Here is a 22,282-nt window from a genome sequence, read left to right as displayed (position 1 = left end):
CCAGGAGCTCCGAGGGGGTCACCGCAGGGCCTCTCCTCGTGAGCGCCCGCCCGCCCTGCACGCCGTGCAGAAGGGGGCCTGCTGGGTGCCATGGGACGCGGGCGGGAGAGGGAGGGCTAAGGGGCCGCGTTGCCGCGCAGGGCGGCGATCGCCGCCTCCATCCCGCCTCGCCCCTCCCACACCGCCTGCACCATGCGCTGGTGCAGCGCGCGCAAGGGGGCGGCCTTCTCCTCGCCCTCCAGCAGCGCCACCGCCTCGGCGATGGCCTCCAGCGTGGACATGCCGTCCGCGTGCGGGGGCTGGCGAAGCCGCTTCGTGCCCGGGACCGGCGGGGGCAGGGACAGGCGGGGCAGCCCGCGCAGCTGCGGCAGCCGGTGCACCATGCGCCGCGCCTGGCTCCAGCTGCCGTCGATGACCACCACCTGCTCGGGGGGCGGCGCATGGGCGGGAGGGCCCGAGGCTCCGGGATAGAGCAGCCAGGTGTTGGGCGCCTCGAGCGCCGCCGCGTCGAAGGGCTCGCCGGGCACGCTGTAGGGCAGCAGCCGCCCGCGGGTGAGGGCGAGCAGCGCGATGCGCGCGGTGTTGCTCGTCTTCCAGGTCTCGCGCCCGTGGCGCACCACGAGGAAGCGCGTGCGCGTCTCCACGCGGGGGACATCTGCGCAGAAGCAGAAGCGCTCCTGCACCCAGCAGTGCTTGCAGCGTCCGGCCAGGTCCGCCGGGGTGGAGCTCCTCATGAGCGCTCGCGCCGGGCGTCGCGGTAGCGCTGCATCAGCGCCCGGGCCTCCTTGAGCTTCTCCTCGACGAAGCGGTCGTCCGCGTCCGTCTCCTCGTCCGCCTCGATCGCGAACAGCTCGGTGAGGGCGGTGGCCGGCAGCCCCAGCCACTCGCCGGCGCGCAGCAGCACCGGCTCGCGGCGGCCGGCGAAGGTCTCGGGGCCCTCGGCGGGGCCGCAGCGGCACAGGCGCGCCCCGTCGCTCTCCACGTCCACGTAGAGCCCCAGCACCTCCGCGTCCAGCTCCGCGGCGATGGCGCAGGTGACCTCGGCCACGTACGCCGCGAGCGCGTGCGCCGCCGAGCGCTCGGAGGTGGAGCGCACCTCGTAGGCGTGCCAGCCGCCCGCCTTGATCTCCGCGCCCCCGGACACCGGCGCGAGCTCCGCGGGCGGGCCCTCGATGCGCGAGAGCAGGCGGCGCACGGGCGCCTCGAGGCGCTTCTCGTGCGCACTCGCGGCCGGGCAGAAGAACAGGACCCGGTACTCACGGCTGTTGACGGCGGTGTCCATGCGGAGAATCGGCGGGAGGGGCCACGGCGACGGGCCGCGGCGGGGGCGAAGAAGACCCGCGAACGCCCCGGCGTGCAAGCCCTGCCTGGCCTCCTACACGGAGATTGAGCCGCGGGCGCCCGCCTGCTAGACCCGCGACCCCATGGCGACCACGCTCTACGTCAAGAACGGTTGAACGGGCTGCAAGTCAGCGCGGGAGTTTCTCGCGCACAAGCAGGTGCCCCACACGGTCCGGGAGCTGATGAAGCAGCCCCTGACGGAGGCCGAGCTGCGCGCGCTCGCTGAGCGCATCGGCGGCGTGCGCGAGCTCGTCGCGCCCAAGCGCCGCAAGGAGCTGGCCGAGATCCCGGACGAGGCGCTCGCGCGCCACCTCGCCGAGAACCCGAACCACGTGCGCAGGCCCCTGGTGGACACGGGGCGGCAGCTGCTGGGCGGCTTCACCGCGGACGTGCGCGCGGCGCTCGAGTCGGAGTGGGGCACCGGCGACTAGTCGCTAGAAGAGGCGGAAGCCCACGCCCAGGCGCAGGGTGTAGCCGAGCCGCGTGGTCCAGTCCTCGGCGGGGCGCTCGCGCAGCGCGTCCACGCCCAGCTGACCGGCCACCAGCAGGCTCACGTCCTCCCCGAGGTAGGCCTCGATGCCGCCGCCGCCCAGCGCCTGGAAGCGCCGCGCGCCGCCGGGGCTGAGCCCGAGGTCCAGCGGCAGGTCCACGAGCCCCAGCGCGTACACCGTCTCGCTGAGCCGGTAGCTCGCCACCAGCCCCGGCGTGACGCGCGCGAACACTGCGTCGAAGTTGTCCTCGTCCAGGTAGGTGGCACCCGCGTCCAGCACCAGGCCCGCGCCGAGGCTGGGGGCCACCGAGAGCGGGCCGCGCTCGTACACGCGCGCGCGCACCAGCCCCTCGAGCGCGAGCGAGATGCGGAAGTAGTCCAGGCGCGCGCGCCCCTCGAGTTCGAAGAGCGAGTGGCCGCTGCGCACCCCGGCCGCGAGCTCCGGCGCGCCCACGAAGCCGTACCAGGACATGCCGCCGTCGGGCAGCACCGCGGGCGCCACCGCGCCGCCGAACTGCTCCTGCCGCTCGGCGGCGCCGGGCAGGTGCACGGGCGCCTGGGCGCGGGCCCTCGCGGGCACGGTGGAGAGGGCGAGCAGCAGCAGCGGCAGCAGGGGGAAGCGCGTCATGGCGAGGGCGCAACTTGCCGCCCTCCGCACACGGCGTCGAATTCTTCCGTTGCGCTTGAGCAATTTTCCCCGCGCTCGCCGCCGCGCGGGTTTGACGAGCGCCCGCGGCTCGGGGCAGAAGACGCGGCATGTCCGGTCACAATCGCTGGTCCAAGATCAAGCGCCAGAAGGCGGCGATGGGCGCGAGCAAGGGCAAGCTGTTCAGCAAGGTCATCAAGGAGATCACGGTGGCCGCGCGCCTGGGCGGTGGCGACCCCGCGGGCAACGCGCGGCTGCGCGTGGCCATCTCCGCCGCGCGCGACGCGAACATGCCCGGCGACTCCATCCAGCGCGCCATCAAGAAGGGCACCGGCGAGCTGGAGGGAGCGCACTACGAGGAGGTCATGTACGAGGGCTACGGCCCCGGCGGCGTGGCGGTGATGGTCGAGTGCGTCACCGACAACCGCAACCGCACCTCGGCGGACGTGCGCAGCACCTTCGGCAAGGAGGGCGGAAACCTCGGCTCCGAGGGTGCGGTCGGCTGGCTGTTCGCCAAGAAGGGCGTCATCGGCGTGAAGCCCGGCCCCAGCGAGGACCAGGTGATGGAGCGCGCCATCGAGGCGGGCGCCGAGGACGTGGTGCCCCACGGGGACGAAGGCTTCGAGGTGAGGACCGCGCCGGCGGACCTGCACCAGGTGGCCAGCGCGCTCGAGGCCGCGGGCCTGGCGCTCGCCGAGCAGAAGTGGGCCTACTTCCCCTCGACCACCGTGCGGCTCTCCGGCGAGGCCGCCAAGAAGATGCTCAAGCTGCTGGAGGCGCTCGAGGAGAACGACGACGTGCAGAACGTGCACGCGAACTTCGAGATCGACGAGGCGGAGCTGGAGGCGCTCAGCTCCTAGGGCCTCCCAGGCCTCTAGCCCGAGGCGCCCCGCGCGCGGTACAAGCCTCCGGGGGCGGATGTGAACATCCGTTCCGTCTTCGCTCGGAGTGGACCTTGCGCGTTCTAGGGGTGGATCCCGGCAGTCGCTTCATGGGCTACGGCGTCGTGGAGGAGCGGCGCGGCCGGCTCGTGCACGTGGGCCACGGCGTCATCAAGGTGGACCCCGACGCGCCGCTCGAGCAGCGGCTCATGGTGCTGCACACGGAGCTCGCGCACGCCATCGCGCTCTACAAGCCCGCGGCCGTGGCGGTGGAGGGGCTCTTCACCTTCCGCAACGCGCGCAGCGCCCTGGTGCTGGGGCACGCGCGCGGGGTCGCGCTGCTCGCCGCCTCGCAGGCGGGCCTGAGCGTGCACGAGTACGCGCCCAGCCGCGTGAAGAAGGCGGTGGGCGCGGGCGGCGCGGACGGCAAGGACGCGGTGGCGCGCATGGTGCGCATCGTGCTGCAGATGCCCGAGCTCGCGCACGAGCGCGCGGACTCGAGCGACGCGCTCGCCGTCGCGCTCTGCCACCTGAACCTGCACCGCGGCGCGCTCGCGAGTGGCGCTGCGCAGCCCGCGCAGAAGTCAGGGGCGCGCGGTAAGAAGGGGGCTTTCGCGCACCTGGAGGGCCGGCTCAGCCCCTCCTACAAGCGCCCGGAGGCCGGATGATCGCAGCGCTGAACGGACGGGTGGCCGAGAAGAGCCTCGGCGAGGCCGTCATCGACGTGCAGGGCGTGGGCTACCGCGTCGCCTTCTCCAACCTCGCGCTCGGGCGGCTGCCGCCCGAGGGGGAGGGCGTGCAGGTGCGCGTGCGCACCGTGGTGCGCGAGGACGCGCTGGACCTCTACGGCTTCCTCACCCGCGGCGAGGAGGAGATGTTCCTGCTGCTCACCAGCGTCTCGGGCGTGGGGCCGAAGCTCGCGCTCAACGTGCTCTCCGGCCTCGAGGTCCCCGAGCTCGCGGTGGCGCTGGGGCGCGGCGAGGTGAGCCGGCTGACCAAGATCCACGGCGTGGGCAAGAAGACGGCCGAGCGCCTGGTGCTGGAGCTGAAGGAGAAGGTGAAGGAGCTGCACCTGGAGGCGGTCGCCAGCTCCCTGGGCGGTGCGAGCGCTCCGGCGCCCGCGAGCGGGGCGAAGAGTGATCTCGTGTCCGCATTGCTCAACCTCGGGTACAAGGGTCCCCAGGCCGAGAAGGCAGCAGATCTCGCGAGCGAGCGGCTCGGGCCCGAGGCCCCCTTCCAGCAGCTGTTCCGCGAGGCACTCAAGTCCGTGCGCTCCAGCGCATGAGGTGAGGTCGGATGGATGGCTCTCAGGGCGCTCCGGTGCCGCGGCGCAACTTCGAGGGCCTCTTCGAGCACGTGCTCCAGCCGGATGGGGCCTTCCGCGAGGCGCTGCGCCGGGCGGGCTACGACGCCGCCGACCCGCGCGAGAGCTACCCGCTGGGCGTGTGGCGGGAGGCGCTGCGGGTGGCGCGGGCGCATGCGCACCCGCAGCTCACCGAGGCCCAGGCCTACCGGGAGCTGGGGCGCCAGGTCATCCAGGGGCTGAGCCACACGCTGGTGGGGCGCGTCTTCGCGCTCGCGGCGCCGATGCTGGGCCCGGCGCGCTGCGTGGCGAAGATGCCCACCTACCTGCGCTCGAGCCGCGAGGACGTCCGCGTGCACGTGCGCGCGCTCGAGCTGCGGCTCTGGGAGGTGGAGGTCCACGACCCCGACCCGCTGCCCGAGTTCGTGGCGGGCTCGGTGGAGGCGGTGCTGCGTCTCACCCGGGTGCTGCCGCGGGTGGAGGTGGAGCTGCAGAGCGCGAGCGCCTACGTGCTGCGCGTGAGCTGGATCGCCTAGGCAGGCGGGCGTGTGCGGGGCCGCGAGAACGGCGCCCGGAGCGTGGGAGGTCTTTGGTAGGGTGCTGGGCGATATGGCGAGGAAGGAAGACACCCTGTCGGGCCAGCAGCAGAGCGAGGAGGTGCGGGTCGAGGCCTCGCTGCGCCCGCGCAGCTTCGACGAGTACGTGGGCCAGACGGCGGTGGTCCAGAAGCTCAAGGTCTACGTGCAGGCGGCCCAGGGGCGCCAGGAGGCGCTGGACCACTGCCTCTTCTCGGGCCCCCCCGGCCTGGGCAAGACGAGCCTCGCGTTCATCATCGCGGCGGAGCTGGGGGTGGGCGTGCACGTGACGAGCGGCCCGGCCATCGAGCGCAAGGGCGACCTCGCGGGCCTGCTCACGAACCTCAACCCGCGCGACGTGCTCTTCATCGACGAGGTGCACCGCCTCAACGCGGCGATCGAGGAGTACCTCTACCCGGCGATGGAGGACTTCCGGCTGGACGTCACCATCGACACGGGGCCGGCCGCGCGCGCGATGAAGATCGAGCTGCCGCCGTTCACGCTCATCGGGGCCACCACCCGCACGGGCCTGCTCACCAGCCCCCTGCGCGACCGCTTCCAGATTCAGGAGCGGCTCGAGTTCTACGAGCCCAAGTTCCTCGAGCAGATCCTGGACCGCTCCGCGCGCATCCTCGGGGTGAAGCTGGACCGGGGCGGCTCGCAGGAGATCAGCCATCGCTCGCGCGGCACGCCGCGCATCGCGAACCGGCTGCTGCGCCGCATCCGCGACTTCGCGCAGGTGGAGGGCGACGGGCGCATCACCCGGGAAGTGGCGGCGCAGTCGCTCGACCGGCTCGGCGTGGACAAGAGCGGCCTGGACGCGATGGACCGGCGCATCCTGCTCACCATCATCGAGAAGTTCGGCGGGGGCCCCGTGGGCGTGGAGACCATCGCCGCGAGCGTGGGCGAGCAGCGCGACACCATCGAGGACGTGTACGAGCCCTTCCTCCTGCAGGAGGGCTTCCTGCAGCGCACGCCGCGCGGCCGCCTCGCCACCCACCGCGCCTACCAGTACTTCGGCAAGGCGCCGCCCGCGACGCCCCAGGGGACCCTCTTTTGAGCCCTCCGCCTCCCGCCGCCCCCCGCAGCACGCCGGGCGCGCTCGCGCGCTCGGGCGGCCCGCCGCGCCTCGCCGCGGACTTCTACGCGGACCTGATGCGCAGCAGCCAGGCGAGCCGCGCCGGCTACCTCGCCGAGCGCGAGCGCTGGCTGCGCAGCGTGCAGGTGGACGGGCGCGAGGAGCTGCTCTTCGAGCTGGAGATGCTGCTGCGCGGGGTGGAGCGCTACTTCAACCTGCACAACATCACGGTGGATGCGCGCGAGCGCCCGCTCGTCACCCGGGACTTCCGCGAGGAGCTCGCGGACGTGCGCGACGCCATCAACCACTGCATCCGGCTCGCGCGCCAGCTGCTGGACCCGGACAGCGACCAGAAGATGGTCTTCCGCAAGTACGTGGAGAGCCAGCTCGCGGACGACCGCGTGCGCCGCGCGCTGCTCGAGGAGGCGCTGGACCAGGACAGCCCGCAGGAGAGCCTCTTCGTGCTGCGCCAGAGCTTCGATGCGCTGCGCACGGTGATCGATCACCTGCTCAAGCTGCCCGCCTGCGCGCTCAACCTCTTCACCGACGTGGGCAACCTCGCGCTGCGCGAGATCGTGCTCAACCGCTACTTCCGCCCCTTCCGGCCGCTCGAGTTCCGCATCGAGTACGACCGCATCAAGTCGGTGCGCCTGCTCGAGCTGCTCGCGGAGATGCCGGAGACGGACCGGCCGCTGTACTCCACCGCCTTCCTCGCGCTGTTCCGCGTGCTGCACTACCTCTCCTACGTGGAGCCGCGCGACCCACGCGAGGCGAAGGAGGGGCGTGACGCGGGCGCCGCCGCGGCCCCGGCTGCGGGCGCGTTCCCGCGCCGCGTGCGCGTGGTGCTCGCGCTGGTGCGCAGCGAGGCGGTGAGCCTGGTGGGCTTCCTCAACGCGGAGCTCGCCCCGCGCGCGGGGCCCAAGCGCCTCAAGGCCGCGGCGCTGCGCGCGGCGAGAGACCTCGCCAAGGAGTGCGAGCGCATCTCGCGCCGCGTGCTCGTGGACCTGGACCGCGATCCGGAGGCCCCCGCCCACGCGGCCGCCGCCTTCCGCACCCTGTTCCGCGAGCAGGTGGTGGCGCTCGCCGCGGCGCTCGGCGCCAACGGCCACAGCTCGCCCGAGGACGCCTTCGAGGCGCTCGTCTCCCCCGAGGAGCGCGCGCACCGGCTGCGCCAGGACCTGTGGGTGTTCGCCCAGCTGTGCCGCGCGACGGAAGGGGCGCTGCGGCGCGACGAAGCAGCGGGCGCGGCAGGCGCTCCGGGCCCGGACGCCTCGGACACGGCGCGCCGCGCGGACGCGCACCTCGCCGCGCTGGGGCGCTTCCTCGCGGACTTCCACGCCGTGAGCTACCAGCTGCTGCGCTACGGGGACTTCGAGCCCTTCGACCGCTTCGCCGCGCTGCTCACCGAGCTGCCCTGGCCCCCCGAGGGCCCCGGCATGCGCCAGCGCCTCGCGGAGGACCTGCGCCTCTTCGGCAAGGTGCTCGAGAGCACCTTCCGCGCGGTGAGCCGGCGCGCGCTCCTGCGCGAGCGCGCCTTCGAGCGTGCCGAGGCCGAGGCGCTGCGCGACCGCTACCTGCCGCCCCCGGCGTAGCGGCGCTGCGCCCCCGGGCGCCGTCCCTGCCCACCCCGTCACACGTTGCGCGCGAATGTCGGACTTTCCGGCATTCGTCGGCGAGCGCGTTGCCTTGTGGACCTTGGCTGGGCTAAACACGCGCCGCATTGCGCCATCGCCCTGCGGGACGGTGGCCCGGCGGAGAACCGGGACACGCATGTCGCGGTCCGCGGTGGGTGTGGCGGGACCCTGAGGCGGGGAGCGGCGTGGGGCCCGGGCGGCGGGGGAGGGTGGGCCGCAGAACCCTCCTGATAACGAGTGCTTGTGGCGGACTCCGGGGTGGGCAAAAAGTAGACGGCGAGCGGGCCCCCTGGCACATCGATTGCTCAAATTGCGCGGCGCATCAGATCAGCAGCGAACGTTTCTGGCCGGCGGGCAGGCGTCGCCCGGGCAGGAATCGGAAGTCACGAGAGGCAACTGCGACATGTCCGTGTCCTCATTCAATCAGCGCACGCTCAACACGGTGGTCTCCACGCAGGGCGTGGGGCTGCACTCGGGTGCGCCGGTGACGCTCACGCTGCGGCCCGCGCCCGCCAACCACGGCATCGTGTTCGTGCGGACGGACCTCGCGCGGCCGGTGAGCATCCCCGCGCTGAGCGAGTACGTCGTCGACACCTCGCTCGCCACGACGCTGGGCAAGGACGGCGTGCGGGTGGGCACGGTGGAGCACCTGCTCGCGGCGCTCGCGGGCCTCGGCATCGACAACGTGCGCATCGAGCTGGACGGGCCCGAGGTGCCGATCATGGACGGCAGCGCGGCCCCCTTCGCCTACCTGGTGAAGACCGCGGGCGTGCGCGTGCAGGACACGCCCAAGAGCTTCGTGGTCATCAAGCGCCCGGTCACGGTGATGGAGGGGGACAAGGAGGCCACCTTCGCCCCGGCCAACCGCTTCAAGGTGAGCGCCACCATCGACTTCAAGCACCCGCTCATCAGCGACCAGTCCTTCGAGCTCGAGTTCAGCGACCGCTGCTTCAACCGCGAGATCGCCCGCGCGCGCACCTTCTGCTTCCTGCGCGACGTGGAGATGCTCAAGAAGATGGGGCTCGCCAAGGGCGGCTCGCTGGACAACGCCATCGTGGTGGACGAGTTCAGCATCCTCAACCCGGACGGCCTGCGCTTCGCGGACGAGTTCGTGCGCCACAAGATCCTGGACGCCATCGGCGACACCTCGCTCTTCGGCCGCCCGGTCATCGGCCACCTGAAGGTCTTCAAGACCGGCCACGCGCTCAACCAGAAGCTGGTGGCCAAGGTGCTCAGCGACCCCGCGAACTACGCCGTCGTGCACGCCTGCAAGCGCGACGTGGAGCACATGGATCTGCGCCTGCCGGACCTGGCGGGAATCCTCCAGCCGCTCGTCGGTTAGCTGGCCGCTCGGCAGAGCGCCGCGCCCCTCGGCTCCCTTTGACCGCCCGGCGGTCGGAGGGAGCCGAATTTCTTTGCCGCCCCCCACATCCTCGCACTAGACCGTCCAGACCATGTCCTTCTCGCCTCGCCGCTTCGCCCCCACCGCCCTGGCCGCCCTCCTGGCCCTGTCCTTTACCGCCGGCTGCAACAAGGAGAAGACCCCGGCCGCCACGCCCAGCACCTCGGCCGCGCCGGCCACCCAGGGGGAGCCCTCGGCGGACACGGTGGTCGCCACCTACGGCAACGAGAAGATCACCTTCGGCCAGCTCAACGAGCGGCTGAAGGAGCCGCTCGCGAACATGGAGTCCGAGTACCGCAAGCAGAAGCAGCAGATGCGCGAGCAGGGCCTCGAGGGGATGATCACCGAGCGGCTGGTGCAGGCGGAGGCCAAGAAGCGCAACCTCACCGAGGAGCAGCTGATCAAGGCCGAGGTCGAGGACAAGGCGCCGGTGCCCTCGGACGCCGAGGTGAAGAAGCTCTTCGAGCAGGCGCAGAGCGGCGGCCAGCTGCCCCCGGGCACCACGCTCGAGCAGGTGAAGCCGCAGATCATCAACTTTCTGCAGCAGGGCAAGAAGCGCGAGCTCGCGCAGGCCTTCTTCGAGAAGCTGCGCAAGGACAACAACGTCCAGGTGACGCTGCCCAAGCCCCCGGTGGAGCGCAAGGAGGTGGCGGCCACGGGCCCCGCGCGCGGCCCCGAGAACGCGCCCATCACGATGGTGGAGTTCAGCGACTTCCAGTGCCCCTTCTGCGGCCGCGCGGTGGGCACCGTGGAGCAGGTGATGCAGGCCTACCCGGACAAGATCCGGCTCGTGTTCCGCCAGTTCCCGCTCGAGATGCACAAGGACGCGCCCAAGGCGGCCGAGGCGGCGCTGTGCGCGAACGAGCAGGGCAAGTTCTGGCAGTACCACGACACGCTCTTCAAGAATCAGCAGGCGCTCTCCGTGGATGACCTGAAGAAGCACGCCGGCAGCGTGGGGCTGGACGGCAAGAAGTTCGCCGAGTGCCTCGACTCCGGGAAGATGAAGGCCACGGTGGACGCGGACCAGAAGGCCGGCTCCGCGGTGGGCGTGACCGGCACCCCTGCCTTCTTCATCAACGGCGTGATGCTCTCCGGCGCGCAGCCCTTCGACGAGTTCAAGAAGGTCATCGACGAAGAGCTGCAGGCGAAGAAGTAGGCGGGCGGGGCGACCGGCGCGTGGCCTCCCGTCCCCGAGCGACGCCGCGGCTGGGCGGCGAGGCCGCGGCGCTCGAGCTGGAGCTGCCGCTCGCGGCGGCCCTGCGCTCGGCGCGCCCCTTCGCCGCCCACTTCTACGCCCCCGAGGGCCTCGTCCTCCTGCAGGAGGAGCTCGCCCCCGGGGGCTACTTCGCCGGCAGCCTGCCGGCGCTCTCGCTCGCGGAGGTGTTCGGCCACGTGCTGAGCGGCATCCGCTCGGGCGTGCTGGTGGTGCGCCGCGGGGCGCTGCGCAAGAGCGTGCACTTCCGCGACGCGCAGGTGGTGTTCGCCACCTCCACGGAGGCCCATGAGCGCCTGGGCAGCGTGCTCACGCGCCTGGGGCTGGTGAGCACCGAGCAGCTCGCCGAGGGCCTGCGGGCAGTCGCGCCCGGGGTGCGCCTGGGGCAGGCGCTCACGCGCGCGGGCTACCTCACCGAGGCGAACCTCTACAACGCCATGACCTACCTCGTGCGCGAGGTGGTGGTGGACCTCTTCGAGCTCCCGGACGGGGACTTCCTCTTCCTCGAGGGCGCCCCGCCCCCCGAGGGCGACAGCCTCAAGCTGCCGGAGCGCACGCGCGAGCTGGTGCTGGAGGGGATGAAGCGCGCGGAGGGCGTGCTGAGGCTGCGCGAGCGCTTCCCGGACTCGGCGCGCGTGCAGCCCCTGCCGGACGCCATGGGCGCGCCGGGCGAGGAGCGGCTCCTCACGCGCGCGGCCGCGCGCCCCACGGTGGGCGAGCTGCGCACGCACTTCGAGGGCAGCCTCTACGGCTACCTGCACTGGCTGGACGAGCGCGTGCGCGACGGCACCTTCGAGGTGGCGCTGCTGCCAGAGCCCGGGCCCCCGGAGCTCGCGGGCGAGGGGCTGGGAGCCGCGGCCCTGGGGCCCGAGGCGCGCTACGCCGCGCTCATCGCGCGCGTGGCCGAGGCGATGCGCCGCGCGGGGCTGGGGCTCGAGTCGCTGCGCGGCTTCCTGCTCACCCCGCCGCCCACGCTGCAGGCGGCCTTCGAGGGCGTCACGCTCTCCGAGGAGGGGCTGCTGGACGTGGAGCGCCTGAAGCAGAATGTGGCCGCGCGCGCGCCGGTGCTGGCGCGCGCCCGCACGCTCGAGGCGCTGGACGCCTTCGCCGCCTACGCCCTCTTCTCCGCGCGCAACCTGCTCTCCGAGCAGGAGGCCGCCGCGCTCGCCCGCGCCTACCGCGCGCTCCAGGAAGGAAGCCCCTGATGCCGCCGCCGCCGCCCCCGTCCGCGCCGGACTCCCGCGCCGCCGCGCGCTCGCGCATCGCGCTCGCCGCGGACCTCCCGCTCGCCGAGGGGCTCGCGCTCTACGCCCGGGTGGCGCCCCACGTGGGCTACGCGAAGGTGGGGCTCAGCCTCTTCGTGGAGCACGGGCCCGCCGCCGTGCGCGCCTTCCAGGAGCGGGGCGCGCAGGTGTTCCTCGACCTGAAGCTGCACGACATCCCCAACACCGTGGAGCTCGCGGCCGCGCGCGCGGCCGCGCTCGGCGTGGCCTTCCTCACGGTGCACGCCTCGGGGGGAGACCCGATGCTGCGCGCCGCGATGCGCGGCGTGAGGGCGGGGGCGCAGGCCGCCGGCTGCGCGCCGCCGCGGGTGCTCGCCGTCACGGTGCTCACCTCCTTCTCGCCCCCGGAGCTGCAGGCGGTGGGGCTCGAGGGCGGGCCCGAGGCGGCCGCGGCGCGGCTCGCGGCGCTGGCCGTGGGCGCGGGCGTGGACGGGCTGGTGTGCTCGCCGCGCGAGGTGGAGGGCCTGCGCCGCAGCCTCGGCCCCGCGCCCTACCTGTGCACGCCGGGCATCCGCCCCGAGGGGGCGGCGCGCGGCGACCAGGCGCGCGCCGAGACGCCCGCCTATGCCGTAAAGGCCGGCGCGGACCTGCTCGTGGTGGGCCGGCCCATCTACGCCGCCCCCGAGCCGCTCGCCGCGGCGCGCGCCATCGCCGAGGAAGTTTCCGCCGGCTGACAGCCCTCCTGTACCCCGGCCCGCAGGGCCCCTGGCCGCGAGGCGCCCGCGTGCGCAGCGTTGGGGGAGCGGGCCTCCCTGCCTGCGCTCCCCCGAGGGCGCAGCGGGACGTGTGGGGCCCCGGGAGGCCCGGATGGGCGGCGCACGGCGGCAGCGGCGGTGGATGGGGCAGATGGCGCGCGGAGGCCTCGTCGCGCTCGGAGCGCTGGTGGGGCTCACGGGCTGCAGCAGCGCGCGGCCCCTGCAGCGCGCGAGCCCCGCCGGGGCGCCCTCGGTCGGCGCTGCCGCGGCGGCTGCGGCCACCACGCCCGCGCGCTACGTGGACGAGGTGCTGGGCTTCGAGATCTCCCGCCCGTCCGCGGAGTGGCAGCTGGACGAGACGGACGAGCGCACCCCCGAGGGGCTGGTCATCCCGGTCATCCTGCGCAACCGCGCCACCGGCGCGCAGGTGGTGCTGCAGGTGGCGCCGGCGGTGGCCACCCCGGCGCAGTTCGCCGAGCGGCTCACGGACGGCCTGCGCACCCAGCCGGGCTTCACCACCACCGACCCCGAGCCCCTGCCGCTCTCCGACAGCGCGGTGGGCTTCCACTTCACCATGGGCGAGGCGGTGCACGGGAAGGTGGCGGTGCTCGACGGCGGCGAGGACCGCGTCTTCATGATGATGGCCACCTGGCCCGCGAGCGCGCCGGCCGCCGTGCTGGCGAGCGTGGACGCCATCATCGGCAGCGTGCACGCGCTGCCGGCGGACGCGGTGCCTGCGCTGCAGGTGCCCGCGCCGCCGCTCGCGCTGCGCTAGGCGCTGCGGCCCGCGCGCGCGCCCTTCTTGCCCTTGGCGCGCGCCGGGGCCTGCGTGCCCCCGGCCCCGGGCTCTCCGAGCTCCGACTCGAGTTCGCTGGTGCGCCGGCGCACCAGCTCCACGAGCGTGCGCACGCCCACGCCGGTGGCGCCCTTGCCGTGGTAGCCGCGCTCCTTGGGGCTCTGGCTGGGCCCGGCGATGTCCAGGTGCACCCAGGGCGTCTCGCCCACGAACTCGCGCAGGAAGTGGGCCGCGTTGATCGCGCCGCCCCAGCGCTCGCCCGAGTTCTTCATGTCCGCGATCTCCGAGCGCAGCGCGTCCTTCTGCAGCTCGTGGATGGGCATGCGCCACAGCTCCTCGCCCGCGCTCCAGGCCGCCGAGAGCACGGCCTCCATCGCGCCCTCGTCGTCGCCGAAGGCGCCGACGATGTAGTTGCCCAGCGCCACGATGCAGGCGCCGGTGAGCGTGGCCAGGTCGACGATCTGCGCGGGCTGGTGCTCGGCCGCCCAGGTGAGGATGTCACCGAGCACGAGCCGCCCCTCGGCGTCCGTGTTGGTGATCTCCACCGTCTTGCCCAGCCGGCTGGTGAGCACGTCGCCGGGGCGGTACGCGGTGCCCGAGGGCATGTTCTCGCAGGCGCCGATGAAGGCGTGCACGGGGAAGGGGGGCTTGAGCTGCGCGATGACCTTCATCGCGCCGAGCACGGCGGCGCTGCCCGCCATGTCCGTCTTCATGTCCACCATGCCCTCGGCCGTCTTGAGCGAGAGGCCGCCCGAGTCGAACGTGATGGCCTTGCCCACCAGCGCGAGCGGCGCGCGCTTGGCCGCGGTCGGGTCCTTGGGCACGTAGCTCACCTGGATGAGCCGCGGCTCCTCGGCGCTGCCCTGGGTGACGCCCAGGAACATGCCCATCTTCATGCGCTCGATCTCGCGGCGCCCGCCGATGGTGGCCTTGAGCCCGCCCTCGCGCGCCGCCTCCTGCGCGGCCTCCGCGAGGCGGGTGGGGTTCACCACGTTGGGCGGCTCGTTCACCAGGTCGCGCGCCCAGTTCGTCGCCTCGGCCACGCGCACGCCGTGGTCCAGCGCTGCCTGCAGCGCGCGGTCCTTCTCCACGCCCTCGGGCAGCAGCACGCGCACCGTGGCGAGGCCCTGCGCGTCGCGGCCCTGGGTCTTGTAGCGGTCGAAGCGGTAGGCGCCGAGCACCAGCCCCTCCGCCACCGCCTGCACGCAGGCCTCGCGCGGCTCGGCCGCCGCGGGCAGCGCGAGCGTGAGCTGCGCCGCCTTCAGCCGCAGCGCCGTCTTCGCCGCACGGCCCGCCGCGAGCCGCAGCACCTCGGGCGTGAAGCGCGCGGGCGCGCCGAGCCCCAGCAGCAGCACGCGCCCCACCTTCAGCTTGCCGTGGGTGTGCAGCACCAGCGACTGCTCCGCCTTGCCCTTGAAGCCCTCCTGGGTCGCGGCCTCGCGCAGCACGCCGTCGAGCGCCGTGTCCACCTGCGCCAGCGCCGCAGCGGCGCCGGACGCGCCGAGCTCGCCTTCGAAGAGGGGGATGACGAGCAGCTCACCGCTCGCGCGGGCGGCGTCGCCGCTGAGGAAACCGAGGTTCATGGACGGGGCCTTCATGACGGAGGATTCGGGGACGGCCTTCACCGCAGGCCGATCCAGAGAAAATGGGGTCGCGGACTGTAACGTTCCGCCTGTTGTGCGCCAAGCGAAGCCTGCCGCCCACACACCGCTTCTCGCGGCGTTGACGCGGTGCAATGGAGGGACGCGCGCCTCGCGGCGGGCGCTGTGGCCGCGCGCGTGTCGGGCGAGGACCCGGCGGCGCGGCGCGCGCAGGTGCAGCGCGCGGGGCCCGGGCCCGCTGAGCGAGCAGGCAAGCTCACGTCGGAAGGCCCGTCCACGCTCCCGCGCGGCGCGGGCCGTCCCGCGGCGCTGTGAGCCGCTGCGGCTGCCGTCATGCGCAGGGTGCTCTGCCTCCGCGTCAGAGCTCCGCGCCCGGCGCGAAGCGCTCGACTGTGAGCCAGACATGGACTTCGCGGCAGACGTGGAGCGCGCGCACGCGGAGCACTGGGGTACTCGCGCGGCCGAAGCCGCCGCTCGTTCGCAGCAACTGCGCGCTTCGCACGCGCTTGCTCCGCGCAGGCGAGGCGGCCTCGCGCCGTGGGTTGCCGAGTTGTGGACAGCGCAAGTCGCGTGAGCCGATGCAGAAGCAGCCGTGCGGACGAGCCGCGGCGCGCGCGCGTTGGCACGCCGCTGTCCGGGTTGCAGGGCGCGCCCTATGCTCGTGCGCAATGACGGTTCTGCTGCTCATCGGCTCGGGGGCGCTCTCTGGCGGGGCGGGGGCCCTGCTCGGCATCGGCGGCGGCATCGTGCTCGTGCCGATCCTGGTGCTCGGCTTCGGTGTGCCGCTCGAGAACGCGGTGCCCGCGAGCCTGATGTGCGTGGTCGCGAGCAGCTGCGCCGCGGCGGCGAGCTACGTGGAGCACCACCTGAGCGACCTGCGGCTGGGCCTCACGCTGGAGCTGGCCACGGTGGCGGGCGCCATCCTCGGCGGGCTCGCCGCGGGGCTCATCGCGCCGGCGGGGCTCGCGGTGGCCTTCGGGCTCTTCTGCCTCTACGTCGCGCTGCAGATCCTGCTCACGCGCGCGCAGCCCTCGCCGGAGCACGCTTCGGAGGCCGAGGCGACCGAGGGCTACCGTGTGGAGAACTACCCGCTGGGCATCGGCGGCTCGCTGGTGGCCGGCGGGCTCTCGGCGCTCCTGGGCGTGGGCGGCGGGCCGGTGAAGGTGCCGCTCATGGCGTACGGGATGCGCGTGCCCTTCAAGGTGGCGGCCGCGACGAGCAACCTCATGGTGGGCGTCACCGGCGCAGCGAGCGTGGCGGCGTACGCGTTTCGCGGCCACCTGCAGCTGGGGCTGGTGGCGCCGCTGGTGGTGGGCGTGCTCGGCGGGGCCTGGGCGGGCAGCCGGGTGATGCCGCGCGTGCCCACGCGCGTGCTCAAGCGGCTCTTCGCCCTGGTGCTGCTGTGGGTCGCTGCGCAGATGCTGTGGAAGGGGGGACACGTCCTGTGGCCGAGCCTGGCGAGGTAGGGGAGAAGGTCATCGCAGTCAGCGTGCCGGTGGGCGCGGACGAGTCTGCGCCGCCGCTGCGCGGGGGATCGCTGGGCGACCCCGCGCTGGAGGACGCGCTCGATGACGCGCCGGACGCGGTGACACGGGGCGCATCGGCCAAGGGAGGCGTGCGCGCCCGCGGCGAGGTGATCGCCGGCGAGCGGTGGATCGCGCGCGTGCTGCGCACGGGCGCGGTGCTCAGCGGCGGCCTCTTCCTCAGCTCGCTTGCGCTCGAGCTGCTGCCGGCGAGCCAGGGCACCAGCGTGGCCATCGACTCACTGCGGAAGGCCGGGGCCTCGCTCCTGCTGGTGACGCCCGTGGCGCGGCTCGCGGTGGCGGGCGTCGCGCTGGGGCTGCGGGGCGAGTGGCGCTACACGCTGTACGCTGCGGGCGTGCTCGGGCTGCTCGCGCTCGCGGTGGGCGCGGGCGTCGCTGCGTAGCGGCGCCTCCGCTGTTCTAGACGCCGCGGGCGCTGAAGTGCGCGAGCACGCTGCGCACCTTCGCAGCCTCCTCGGTGCGGCCCTGGTCCTCGTAGAGCGGGAGCACGGCCTCGAACTGCTCGCGCGCAGCAGCCCAGTCCTGGGAGTGGTAGCAGGCGAGCCCCAGGTCCCAGCGCGCGCGCGCCTCGTAGAGGTGATCGTGCAGGGCCTCGTAGGCCTTCACCGCGGACAGCAGGTGGGGGCGCGCTGCCTCGGGGTTACCCAGCAGCCCCTCGCACTCGCCCAGCAGCAGCTGGCACAGCGCCGCGGGCAGCGGGTCCTCGTCCTCCTCGGCGAGCGGGAGCGCCTCGAGGAAGCGCCCGCGGGCGGCCGCGTAGTCGCCGCCCTCCATGCGCAGGTCGCCCAGGTCCATCAGCAGGGCGGTGATGCGCTGCCGGTTCTTGAGCTGGCGGAAGAGGATGAGCGCCTCCTGGTACTTCTCGGCCGCCGCCTCCTTCTGGCCGATCGCGCGCAGCGACTCGCCGATGCCCGCGCGGCACAGCGCCTCGCCCTCGCGGTCCTTGCTCTCGTTGAAGAGCAGGGCGGCCTTGGCGATGTGCTCCATCGCGCCCTTGTGATCCTCGAAGTTCGCTCGCACGACGCCCAGGCCGAACAGCGCCTGCGCCTCGCCCCGCTTGTCCTTCGCGGCGCGGAAGTGGCCCAGGGCCTCCTCGTAGTGCTGGCGGCTCTCGGCGTGCTCCTCGAGCAGGCCGTGCAGCTCGGCGAGCTCGAGCAGCTCCTTGCCGATGGCCGCGGGGTCCCCCCCGAAGCGCACGGTGGCGAGCTGGGTGCGCTGCTTCTGGAGGGCGTCCTGCAGGGCGGAGCGATCGTGTTCCATCTTCGGAGTCGTTCGACAGGGTCGTCGGAGAGGAGGGGGAGGGCGAGGGACTCAGGCTTCCGGCTCGCCCTTGTTGCGGCGCCGGGGGCTCTTGTCCAGGCTTTCCGCCTGCCCGTGCTCGTGCACGAGGAGGGGACTGAAGAAGCAGTCCTTCTTCGTGTACTCGTCGAAGGAGAAGGCGAAGCGGTAGCTGGCGGCCGCGCGCTGGTTGCAGTCGGTGCGCTCGCAGAAGCGGCAGCTGACACCGCTGGGCACCGCGTCCTTCTTCAGGTCGTTGGTGGGCAGGCCGTACGCGAGGTACTTCGCGTTCTCTGCGTGGGTGCCCAGGCCGATGGAGTAGGCGGTCCCCTTGACGATGGAGCCCTCCACCGGCTGCAGCTGCACCTTGGCGAAGCAGAAGTAGGTCTGCCCGTCCGGCATGATCGAGTACTGGCGGGTGATCTGCGAGGGGTTCAAGAAGGCCAGGTGCACGGCCCACTTGCCGCAGCTGCCGCTGCCGCCGCTCGCGAACTTGAGCCCCGTGCCGCTGTAGCGCTTGCTGATGTTGCCGGCGATGTCCGAGCGCAGGAAGTGGAAGGGCAGCCCCGAGCGCTTGGGGTCCGAGAGGTTGCACAGCCGGTGCGCGACGGTCTCGTAGGTGGTGCCGAAGATGTTGCTGAGCAGCTCCACGTCGTAGCGCGTGCGCTGCACCTCCTTGAAGAAGTCCCCGTAGGGCAGCATCAGCGCGCCGGCGAAGTAGTTGGCGAGGTTCACCTTGATGAGCCGCAGCGTCTCGGCGTGGCGCGTGCGCGCGCCGCCCACGATGCGCTCCACCAGGCGCTCGCGGTCCAGGGTGAGCAGGCCCGCGCTCGCGGCGAGCTGGAACTTGAGCGGCTGCTCGGTGAGGTCCGGCGAGAGGTTGAGCGTCTGCGTCTCCGGGTCCAGCCGGCGCACCACGCTGGAGCCGCCGGCCGCCGGCTCGAAGGAGACGCGGTAGCCGAAGCGCTCCTCCAGCGCGCGCGCCAGCTGCAGGCTCGTCACCTGGCGCTCGAGCCGGAAGTCGCGCCGCAGCGCCTCCGCCTGCTCCTCCAGCTCGGGGAAGAAGTTGCGGTGGCTCTCGAGGAAGTCCGTCACCTCGTCGAAGGGCGAGTAGTCGAAGCGCAGGCCGCTCGAGCCCGGCGCGGTGCCGCTCTGGGTGCGCGCGCGCTCCTCGGCGGAGAGCTGCGCGAGCACGTTCTCGAGCTGGGTGCGCGTGTTCTTGTACAGGTTGAAGAGCGCGGCCACGGTGCCGGCGAGCTTCGGCTCGGCGGACAGGCTCTGCAGGCTCTCCGGATCGATGTCGAGGCTCTTGAGCAGCGGCTCGTCCAGCAGCTTCGCGAGCGCCTCGTCCACGCGGCCCTCTCCCAGCGTGCCCATGAACTGCTCGGGGTCCTGGTCGAAGTAGCGCAGCGCCTTCCAGAGCAGCGGGAAGGGCATCACGCGCTTCCCCTTCTCGATGAGGTTCAGGTACGCGGGGCTGACCCCCAGGTCCTTCGCGGCGTCCGTCTGCTTGATGTTGCGCGCGAGCCGCAGGCTGCGGAGCTTCAGCCCCACGTTCGCGTTGAGGGCATTCTCGTTCATGGTTGCTCCCCACTGTGCGGGGCGATTTACGGATTTGCAATCAAAGGTGTGCAGGATTGACAGGCGCGTTGCAGGGCGAGCGGCCGCGTGCTCCGCGGGCCGCGGGCGGGCCGGCGGCTCCCCCAAGCGTGGGTAATGACTCCCGTTTGTCATACGAATGGGCAGGCAGGCGTCTGGCCTGATTCTTCGGTCAATTTTTACCCGTGTCGGTGAAAAGGCACGCGGGTGGGGTGGGGCGGGGGCAGAATCCGGCGCCATGGCCTCCCCCACCGCCCAGCTGACGATCGCGAAGGACTTCCGGGTCCGGCGCTCCGAGCTCACCTGCCCCGCGCACTCGCTGAAGATGATGGCCAAGGCCGCGGCGAGCGCGGCCGACGAGGTCATCTTCGATCTCGAGGACGCGTGCGCGGTGTCCCAGAAGGTGGCGGCGCGCGCCACGCTGATCGAGGCGCTGCGCACGCTGGACTTCGGAGGGAAGGTGCGCGCGTTCCGGCCGAACGCGGTGAACACGAAGTACTTCTACCGGGACCTCATCGAGGTGGTGGAGGCGGCAGGCGCCTTCGTGGACGTGGTGGTGGTGCCCAAGGTGTACACCGCGGACGACGTGCGCTTCGTGGACCGGCTGCTCACCGGCGTCGAGCAGGCGAGTGGGCTGCCGGTGGGGCGCATCCGGCTCGAGGTGCTCATCGAGAGCGCGCAGGCGCTCCTGCGCGCAGAGGAGATCGCCGCGTGCTCCCCGCGCATGGCCTCGCTCATCTTCGGCATCGCGGACTACGCGGGGGACACCGGGGCGCGGCGCTTCACCGAGGCGGAGTTCCAGACCTTCCACTACCCCAAGAGCCACATCATCGCGGCCGCGCGCGCCGCCGGCATCGACGTCATCGACAACGTGACGGTGCACTTCCGCGACCTCGAGCAGGTGCGCCGCGACGCGGAGGCGGGCAGCCGGCTTGGCTTCGACGGCAAGTGGGCCATCCACCCCTCGCACATCGAGCCGATCCACGCGGCCTACACGCCCACGCGCGAGGAGCTCACCCGCGCGCTCGGCATCCTCGAGGCCTACCGCAAGGCGGACGTGGAGCAGGGCACGGGCGCCATCGTGTACGAGGACGAGATGGTGGACGCGGCCACGCTGCGCGTGGAGTGGAAGAAGCTCGCCGTCGCGCGCCAGGCGGGGCTGCTGGACGAGGCGGGCCAGCTCAGGCCCTGAGCGTGCACCCCGACGCCGGTGCAAGCGCCCGGTCCCGCCAGAGGGCCGAGCGCGCTTCCGGACACGGCCTAGCGGCGCCCGCCCGGCGCCCGGCCACCGCCGCGTCCACCACCGCCCGGGCCCTTGCGCGGCCCGCCGGAAGCAGGCCCCGAGCGCCGCGGACCACCGCCTGCGCCGCGTGCGCCGAAGCCCTTGCTGCCGCCGCCTGCGGCGAAGGACTTGCCCGGCTTGCCCCCACCGCGCGCCTTGCCCAGCGCTCCGCGGCCCTCGCCGCGCACGCCCTGGCGGCGCCCCTCGCTGCGGCCCTCCGCGGCTTCGAGCCTGCGGGGCGAGGCCCCCCGCGCATCGCGCTGCTGGCGCGCATCCATGCGGCCGGGCGGCAGGGGCGCGCGCCGCGGGGCTCGGCCCTCGTCCTCGTCGCTCGTGCGCACGCGGCGCTCGGGCTTCGCGGGGGCCTGCGCCTGCGGCTTGCCGTGGCTGCGCGCGTGGCGCCCGAGCGGCTCTCCCGGGCGCTTGCCGGACACGCCGTGGTCCGGCTGCGGAGGGCCGGGGTCCTTCTGCGCGGCGTAGAAGCGCTCGAGCTCGGCGACGAAGGTGGCATCGCGGCGCGGCACCTCGGCGCGCGGGATGCGGGCGCGGATGATGCGCTCGATCTCCTTGAGCCGCTCGGCGTCGTCCTCGGTGGCGAAGGTGGAGGCGAGCCCGCTCGCGCCAGCGCGCGCGGTGCGCCCGATGCGGTGCACGTAGTCCTCGGGCGAGTGGGGGAGGTCGAAGTTGATGACGTGGCCGATCTCCTCCACGTCCAGGCCGCGCGCCGCGATGTCGGTGGCCACGAGGCAGCGGTACTGGCCGCGCGAGAAGCCCTCCAGCGCCTGCTTGCGCTGGTTCTGGGTGCGGTCGGAGTGGATGGCCGCGGCCTTGTAGCCCTCGCGCTTGAGCGCCTTGAGCACCTTGTCCGCGCGCTGCTTCGTCGCGGCGAACACCAGCACGCTGGCCTCGTCGCGCTTGAGCAGGGTGAGCAGCATCGCGTACTTCTCGTCCTGCTTCACGACGTAGAGCTTCTGCGCGGCGCGCGCCGCAGGCGTGCCGCTGGGCGTCACCTCCACGCGCACCGGCTTGCGCAGCTGGCGCTGGGCGAACTCGGTCACGTCGTGGCCCAGCGTGGCGGAGAAGAGCAGCGTCTGGTGCTGCTTGGGCAGCACCTTCAGGATCTCCTCGAGCTGCTGCTGGAAGCCCATGTCCAGCATGCGGTCGGCCTCGTCGAGCACCAGGCCCTCGACGCGCGAGAGGTTCACCGACTTCGTGGAGAGCAGGTCCACGAGCCGCCCGGGCGTGGCGAGGATGAAGGTGGGCTGCTGCTTGAGCGCCTCCACCTGCGCGTTCATGTCCTCGCCGCCGATGACCACCGCGTGGCGGAGGCCGTGTGCCTCGCCGAAGAAGCGCGCCTGCTCGGCGATCTGCATCACCAGCTCGCGCGTGGGGGCGAGCACCAGGCCCCGCGTGCCCTCCTGCCCGCGAAAGCGCTCCATCAGCGGCAGCAGGAAGGCGGCCGTCTTGCCGGTGCCCGTGGCTGCGCAGCCCACCACGTCGCGGCCGGCGAGGGCCGGCGGGATGGCCTGGGACTGGATGGGGGTGGGGGCCTCGAAGCGGGCTCGCCGCAGCGTGGCGAGGGACTCCGGGGACAGCCCGAGGGACTCGAAGGTAGCGCTCACGCGCCCTGCGCTATCACGC

The 22,282-nt window shown here is 73.2% G+C and carries 22 protein-coding genes; 15 read left to right on the top strand and 7 right to left on the bottom strand.

Annotation, left to right across the window (positions count from 1 at the left end):
- Positions 1-116 precede the first annotated feature (116 nt).
- Positions 117-734 (bottom strand): tRNA-uridine aminocarboxypropyltransferase, encoded by a 618-nt coding sequence (locus FGE12_RS09200; protein WP_153866043.1) that lies wholly within the window; start codon positions 732-734, stop codon positions 117-119.
- Positions 731-1,282 (bottom strand): hypothetical protein, encoded by a 552-nt coding sequence (locus FGE12_RS09195; RefSeq protein ID WP_153866042.1) that lies wholly within the window; start codon positions 1,280-1,282, stop codon positions 731-733. Before FGE12_RS09195 ends, FGE12_RS09200 begins: the two co-directional genes overlap by 4 nt.
- Before the next feature lie 241 nt (positions 1,283-1,523).
- Here FGE12_RS09195 and FGE12_RS09190 point away from each other — a divergent pair, with 241 nt between their 5' ends.
- A complete protein-coding gene (locus FGE12_RS09190; protein ID WP_153866041.1) occupies positions 1,524-1,772 on the top strand; it encodes an arsenate reductase family protein in 249 nt (82 codons plus the stop codon).
- A gap of 3 nt (positions 1,773-1,775) precedes the next feature.
- On the opposite strand, the gene FGE12_RS09185 is transcribed toward FGE12_RS09190, so the two are convergent.
- Entirely contained in the window at positions 1,776-2,459 is a 684-nt protein-coding gene (locus FGE12_RS09185) for a hypothetical protein (protein WP_153866040.1), read from the bottom strand.
- Positions 2,460-2,587: 128 nt separating this feature from the next.
- Between FGE12_RS09185 and FGE12_RS09180 the strand changes: the two genes are divergently transcribed.
- The 11 genes from FGE12_RS09180 to FGE12_RS09130 all read left to right on the top strand — a co-directional run bounded on the left by FGE12_RS09180 (position 2,588) and on the right by FGE12_RS09130 (position 13,316).
- The gene (locus FGE12_RS09180) at positions 2,588-3,337 is read left to right on the top strand and encodes a YebC/PmpR family DNA-binding transcriptional regulator (protein WP_153866039.1); all 750 of its coding nucleotides are present in this window, start codon (positions 2,588-2,590) and stop codon (positions 3,335-3,337) included.
- Between the two features lie 95 nt (positions 3,338-3,432).
- The gene (gene ruvC / locus FGE12_RS09175) at positions 3,433-4,026 is read left to right on the top strand and encodes a crossover junction endodeoxyribonuclease RuvC (RefSeq protein WP_153866038.1); all 594 of its coding nucleotides are present in this window, start codon (positions 3,433-3,435) and stop codon (positions 4,024-4,026) included.
- The gene (gene ruvA / locus FGE12_RS09170) at positions 4,023-4,643 is read left to right on the top strand and encodes a Holliday junction branch migration protein RuvA (RefSeq protein ID WP_153866037.1); all 621 of its coding nucleotides are present in this window, start codon (positions 4,023-4,025) and stop codon (positions 4,641-4,643) included. The genes ruvC and ruvA overlap by 4 nt, the downstream gene beginning before the upstream one ends.
- Before the next feature lie 11 nt (positions 4,644-4,654).
- Positions 4,655-5,197 (top strand): DUF2378 family protein, encoded by a 543-nt coding sequence (locus FGE12_RS09165; protein ID WP_153866036.1) that lies wholly within the window; start codon positions 4,655-4,657, stop codon positions 5,195-5,197.
- A 73-nt stretch (positions 5,198-5,270) separates the two neighbouring features.
- A complete protein-coding gene (gene ruvB, locus FGE12_RS09160; protein WP_153866035.1) occupies positions 5,271-6,296 on the top strand; it encodes a Holliday junction branch migration DNA helicase RuvB in 1,026 nt (341 codons plus the stop codon).
- Between the two features lie 95 nt (positions 6,297-6,391).
- Positions 6,392-7,906, top strand: coding sequence for a hypothetical protein (locus FGE12_RS09155; protein WP_153866312.1), 1,515 nt, complete (start codon positions 6,392-6,394; stop codon positions 7,904-7,906).
- A 445-nt stretch (positions 7,907-8,351) separates the two neighbouring features.
- Positions 8,352-9,290: a UDP-3-O-acyl-N-acetylglucosamine deacetylase gene (gene lpxC / locus FGE12_RS09150; protein ID WP_153866034.1), complete on the top strand. Its 939-nt coding sequence runs from the start codon at positions 8,352-8,354 to the stop codon at positions 9,288-9,290.
- 112 nt (positions 9,291-9,402) lie between these two features.
- Positions 9,403-10,506, top strand: a complete 1,104-nt coding sequence (locus FGE12_RS09145) for a thioredoxin domain-containing protein (RefSeq protein WP_153866033.1) — start codon at positions 9,403-9,405, stop codon at positions 10,504-10,506.
- 20 nt (positions 10,507-10,526) lie between these two features.
- Positions 10,527-11,768 (top strand): DUF4388 domain-containing protein, encoded by a 1,242-nt coding sequence (locus tag FGE12_RS09140; protein WP_194797731.1) that lies wholly within the window; start codon positions 10,527-10,529, stop codon positions 11,766-11,768.
- Positions 11,768-12,520, top strand: a complete 753-nt coding sequence (pyrF, locus tag FGE12_RS09135; protein ID WP_153866032.1) for an orotidine-5'-phosphate decarboxylase — start codon at positions 11,768-11,770, stop codon at positions 12,518-12,520. Before FGE12_RS09140 ends, pyrF begins: the two co-directional genes overlap by 1 nt.
- Before the next feature lie 172 nt (positions 12,521-12,692).
- Positions 12,693-13,316 (top strand): hypothetical protein, encoded by a 624-nt coding sequence (locus FGE12_RS09130; RefSeq protein WP_194797730.1) that lies wholly within the window; start codon positions 12,693-12,695, stop codon positions 13,314-13,316.
- On the opposite strand, the gene FGE12_RS09125 is transcribed toward FGE12_RS09130, so the two are convergent.
- A complete protein-coding gene (locus FGE12_RS09125; protein ID WP_153866031.1) occupies positions 13,313-14,920 on the bottom strand; it encodes a leucyl aminopeptidase in 1,608 nt (535 codons plus the stop codon). The two genes, FGE12_RS09130 and FGE12_RS09125, sit on opposite strands and share 4 nt — an antisense overlap.
- A gap of 686 nt (positions 14,921-15,606) precedes the next feature.
- On the opposite strand from FGE12_RS09125, the gene FGE12_RS09120 reads away from it, so the two are divergent.
- Positions 15,607-16,404 carry a sulfite exporter TauE/SafE family protein gene (locus FGE12_RS09120; protein ID WP_153866030.1) on the top strand — a complete coding sequence of 266 codons (798 nt, stop codon included), beginning with the start codon at positions 15,607-15,609 and terminating at the stop codon, positions 16,402-16,404.
- Entirely contained in the window at positions 16,383-16,865 is a 483-nt protein-coding gene (locus tag FGE12_RS09115; protein ID WP_370458930.1) for a hypothetical protein, read from the top strand. The genes FGE12_RS09120 and FGE12_RS09115 overlap by 22 nt, the downstream gene beginning before the upstream one ends.
- Before the next feature lie 16 nt (positions 16,866-16,881).
- Here FGE12_RS09115 and FGE12_RS09110 read toward each other — a convergent pair whose 3' ends face one another.
- Entirely contained in the window at positions 16,882-17,742 is an 861-nt protein-coding gene (locus tag FGE12_RS09110; protein WP_153866029.1) for a tetratricopeptide repeat protein, read from the bottom strand.
- Positions 17,743-17,793: 51 nt separating this feature from the next.
- A complete protein-coding gene (locus tag FGE12_RS09105; RefSeq protein ID WP_153866028.1) occupies positions 17,794-19,341 on the bottom strand; it encodes a short-chain fatty acyl-CoA regulator family protein in 1,548 nt (515 codons plus the stop codon).
- A 256-nt stretch (positions 19,342-19,597) separates the two neighbouring features.
- On the opposite strand from FGE12_RS09105, the gene FGE12_RS09100 reads away from it, so the two are divergent.
- Positions 19,598-20,551 (top strand): CoA ester lyase, encoded by a 954-nt coding sequence (locus FGE12_RS09100; protein WP_194797729.1) that lies wholly within the window; start codon positions 19,598-19,600, stop codon positions 20,549-20,551.
- Positions 20,552-20,619: 68 nt separating this feature from the next.
- On the opposite strand, the gene FGE12_RS09095 is transcribed toward FGE12_RS09100, so the two are convergent.
- Positions 20,620-22,263: a DEAD/DEAH box helicase gene (locus FGE12_RS09095; RefSeq protein WP_194797728.1), complete on the bottom strand. Its 1,644-nt coding sequence runs from the start codon at positions 22,261-22,263 to the stop codon at positions 20,620-20,622.
- Between the last annotated feature and the right edge of the window lie 19 nt (positions 22,264-22,282).

Source organism: Aggregicoccus sp. 17bor-14 (assembly GCF_009659535.1).
GTDB lineage: Bacteria > Myxococcota > Myxococcia > Myxococcales > Myxococcaceae > Aggregicoccus.
This window is presented reverse-complemented; position numbering and strand designations above follow the sequence as displayed.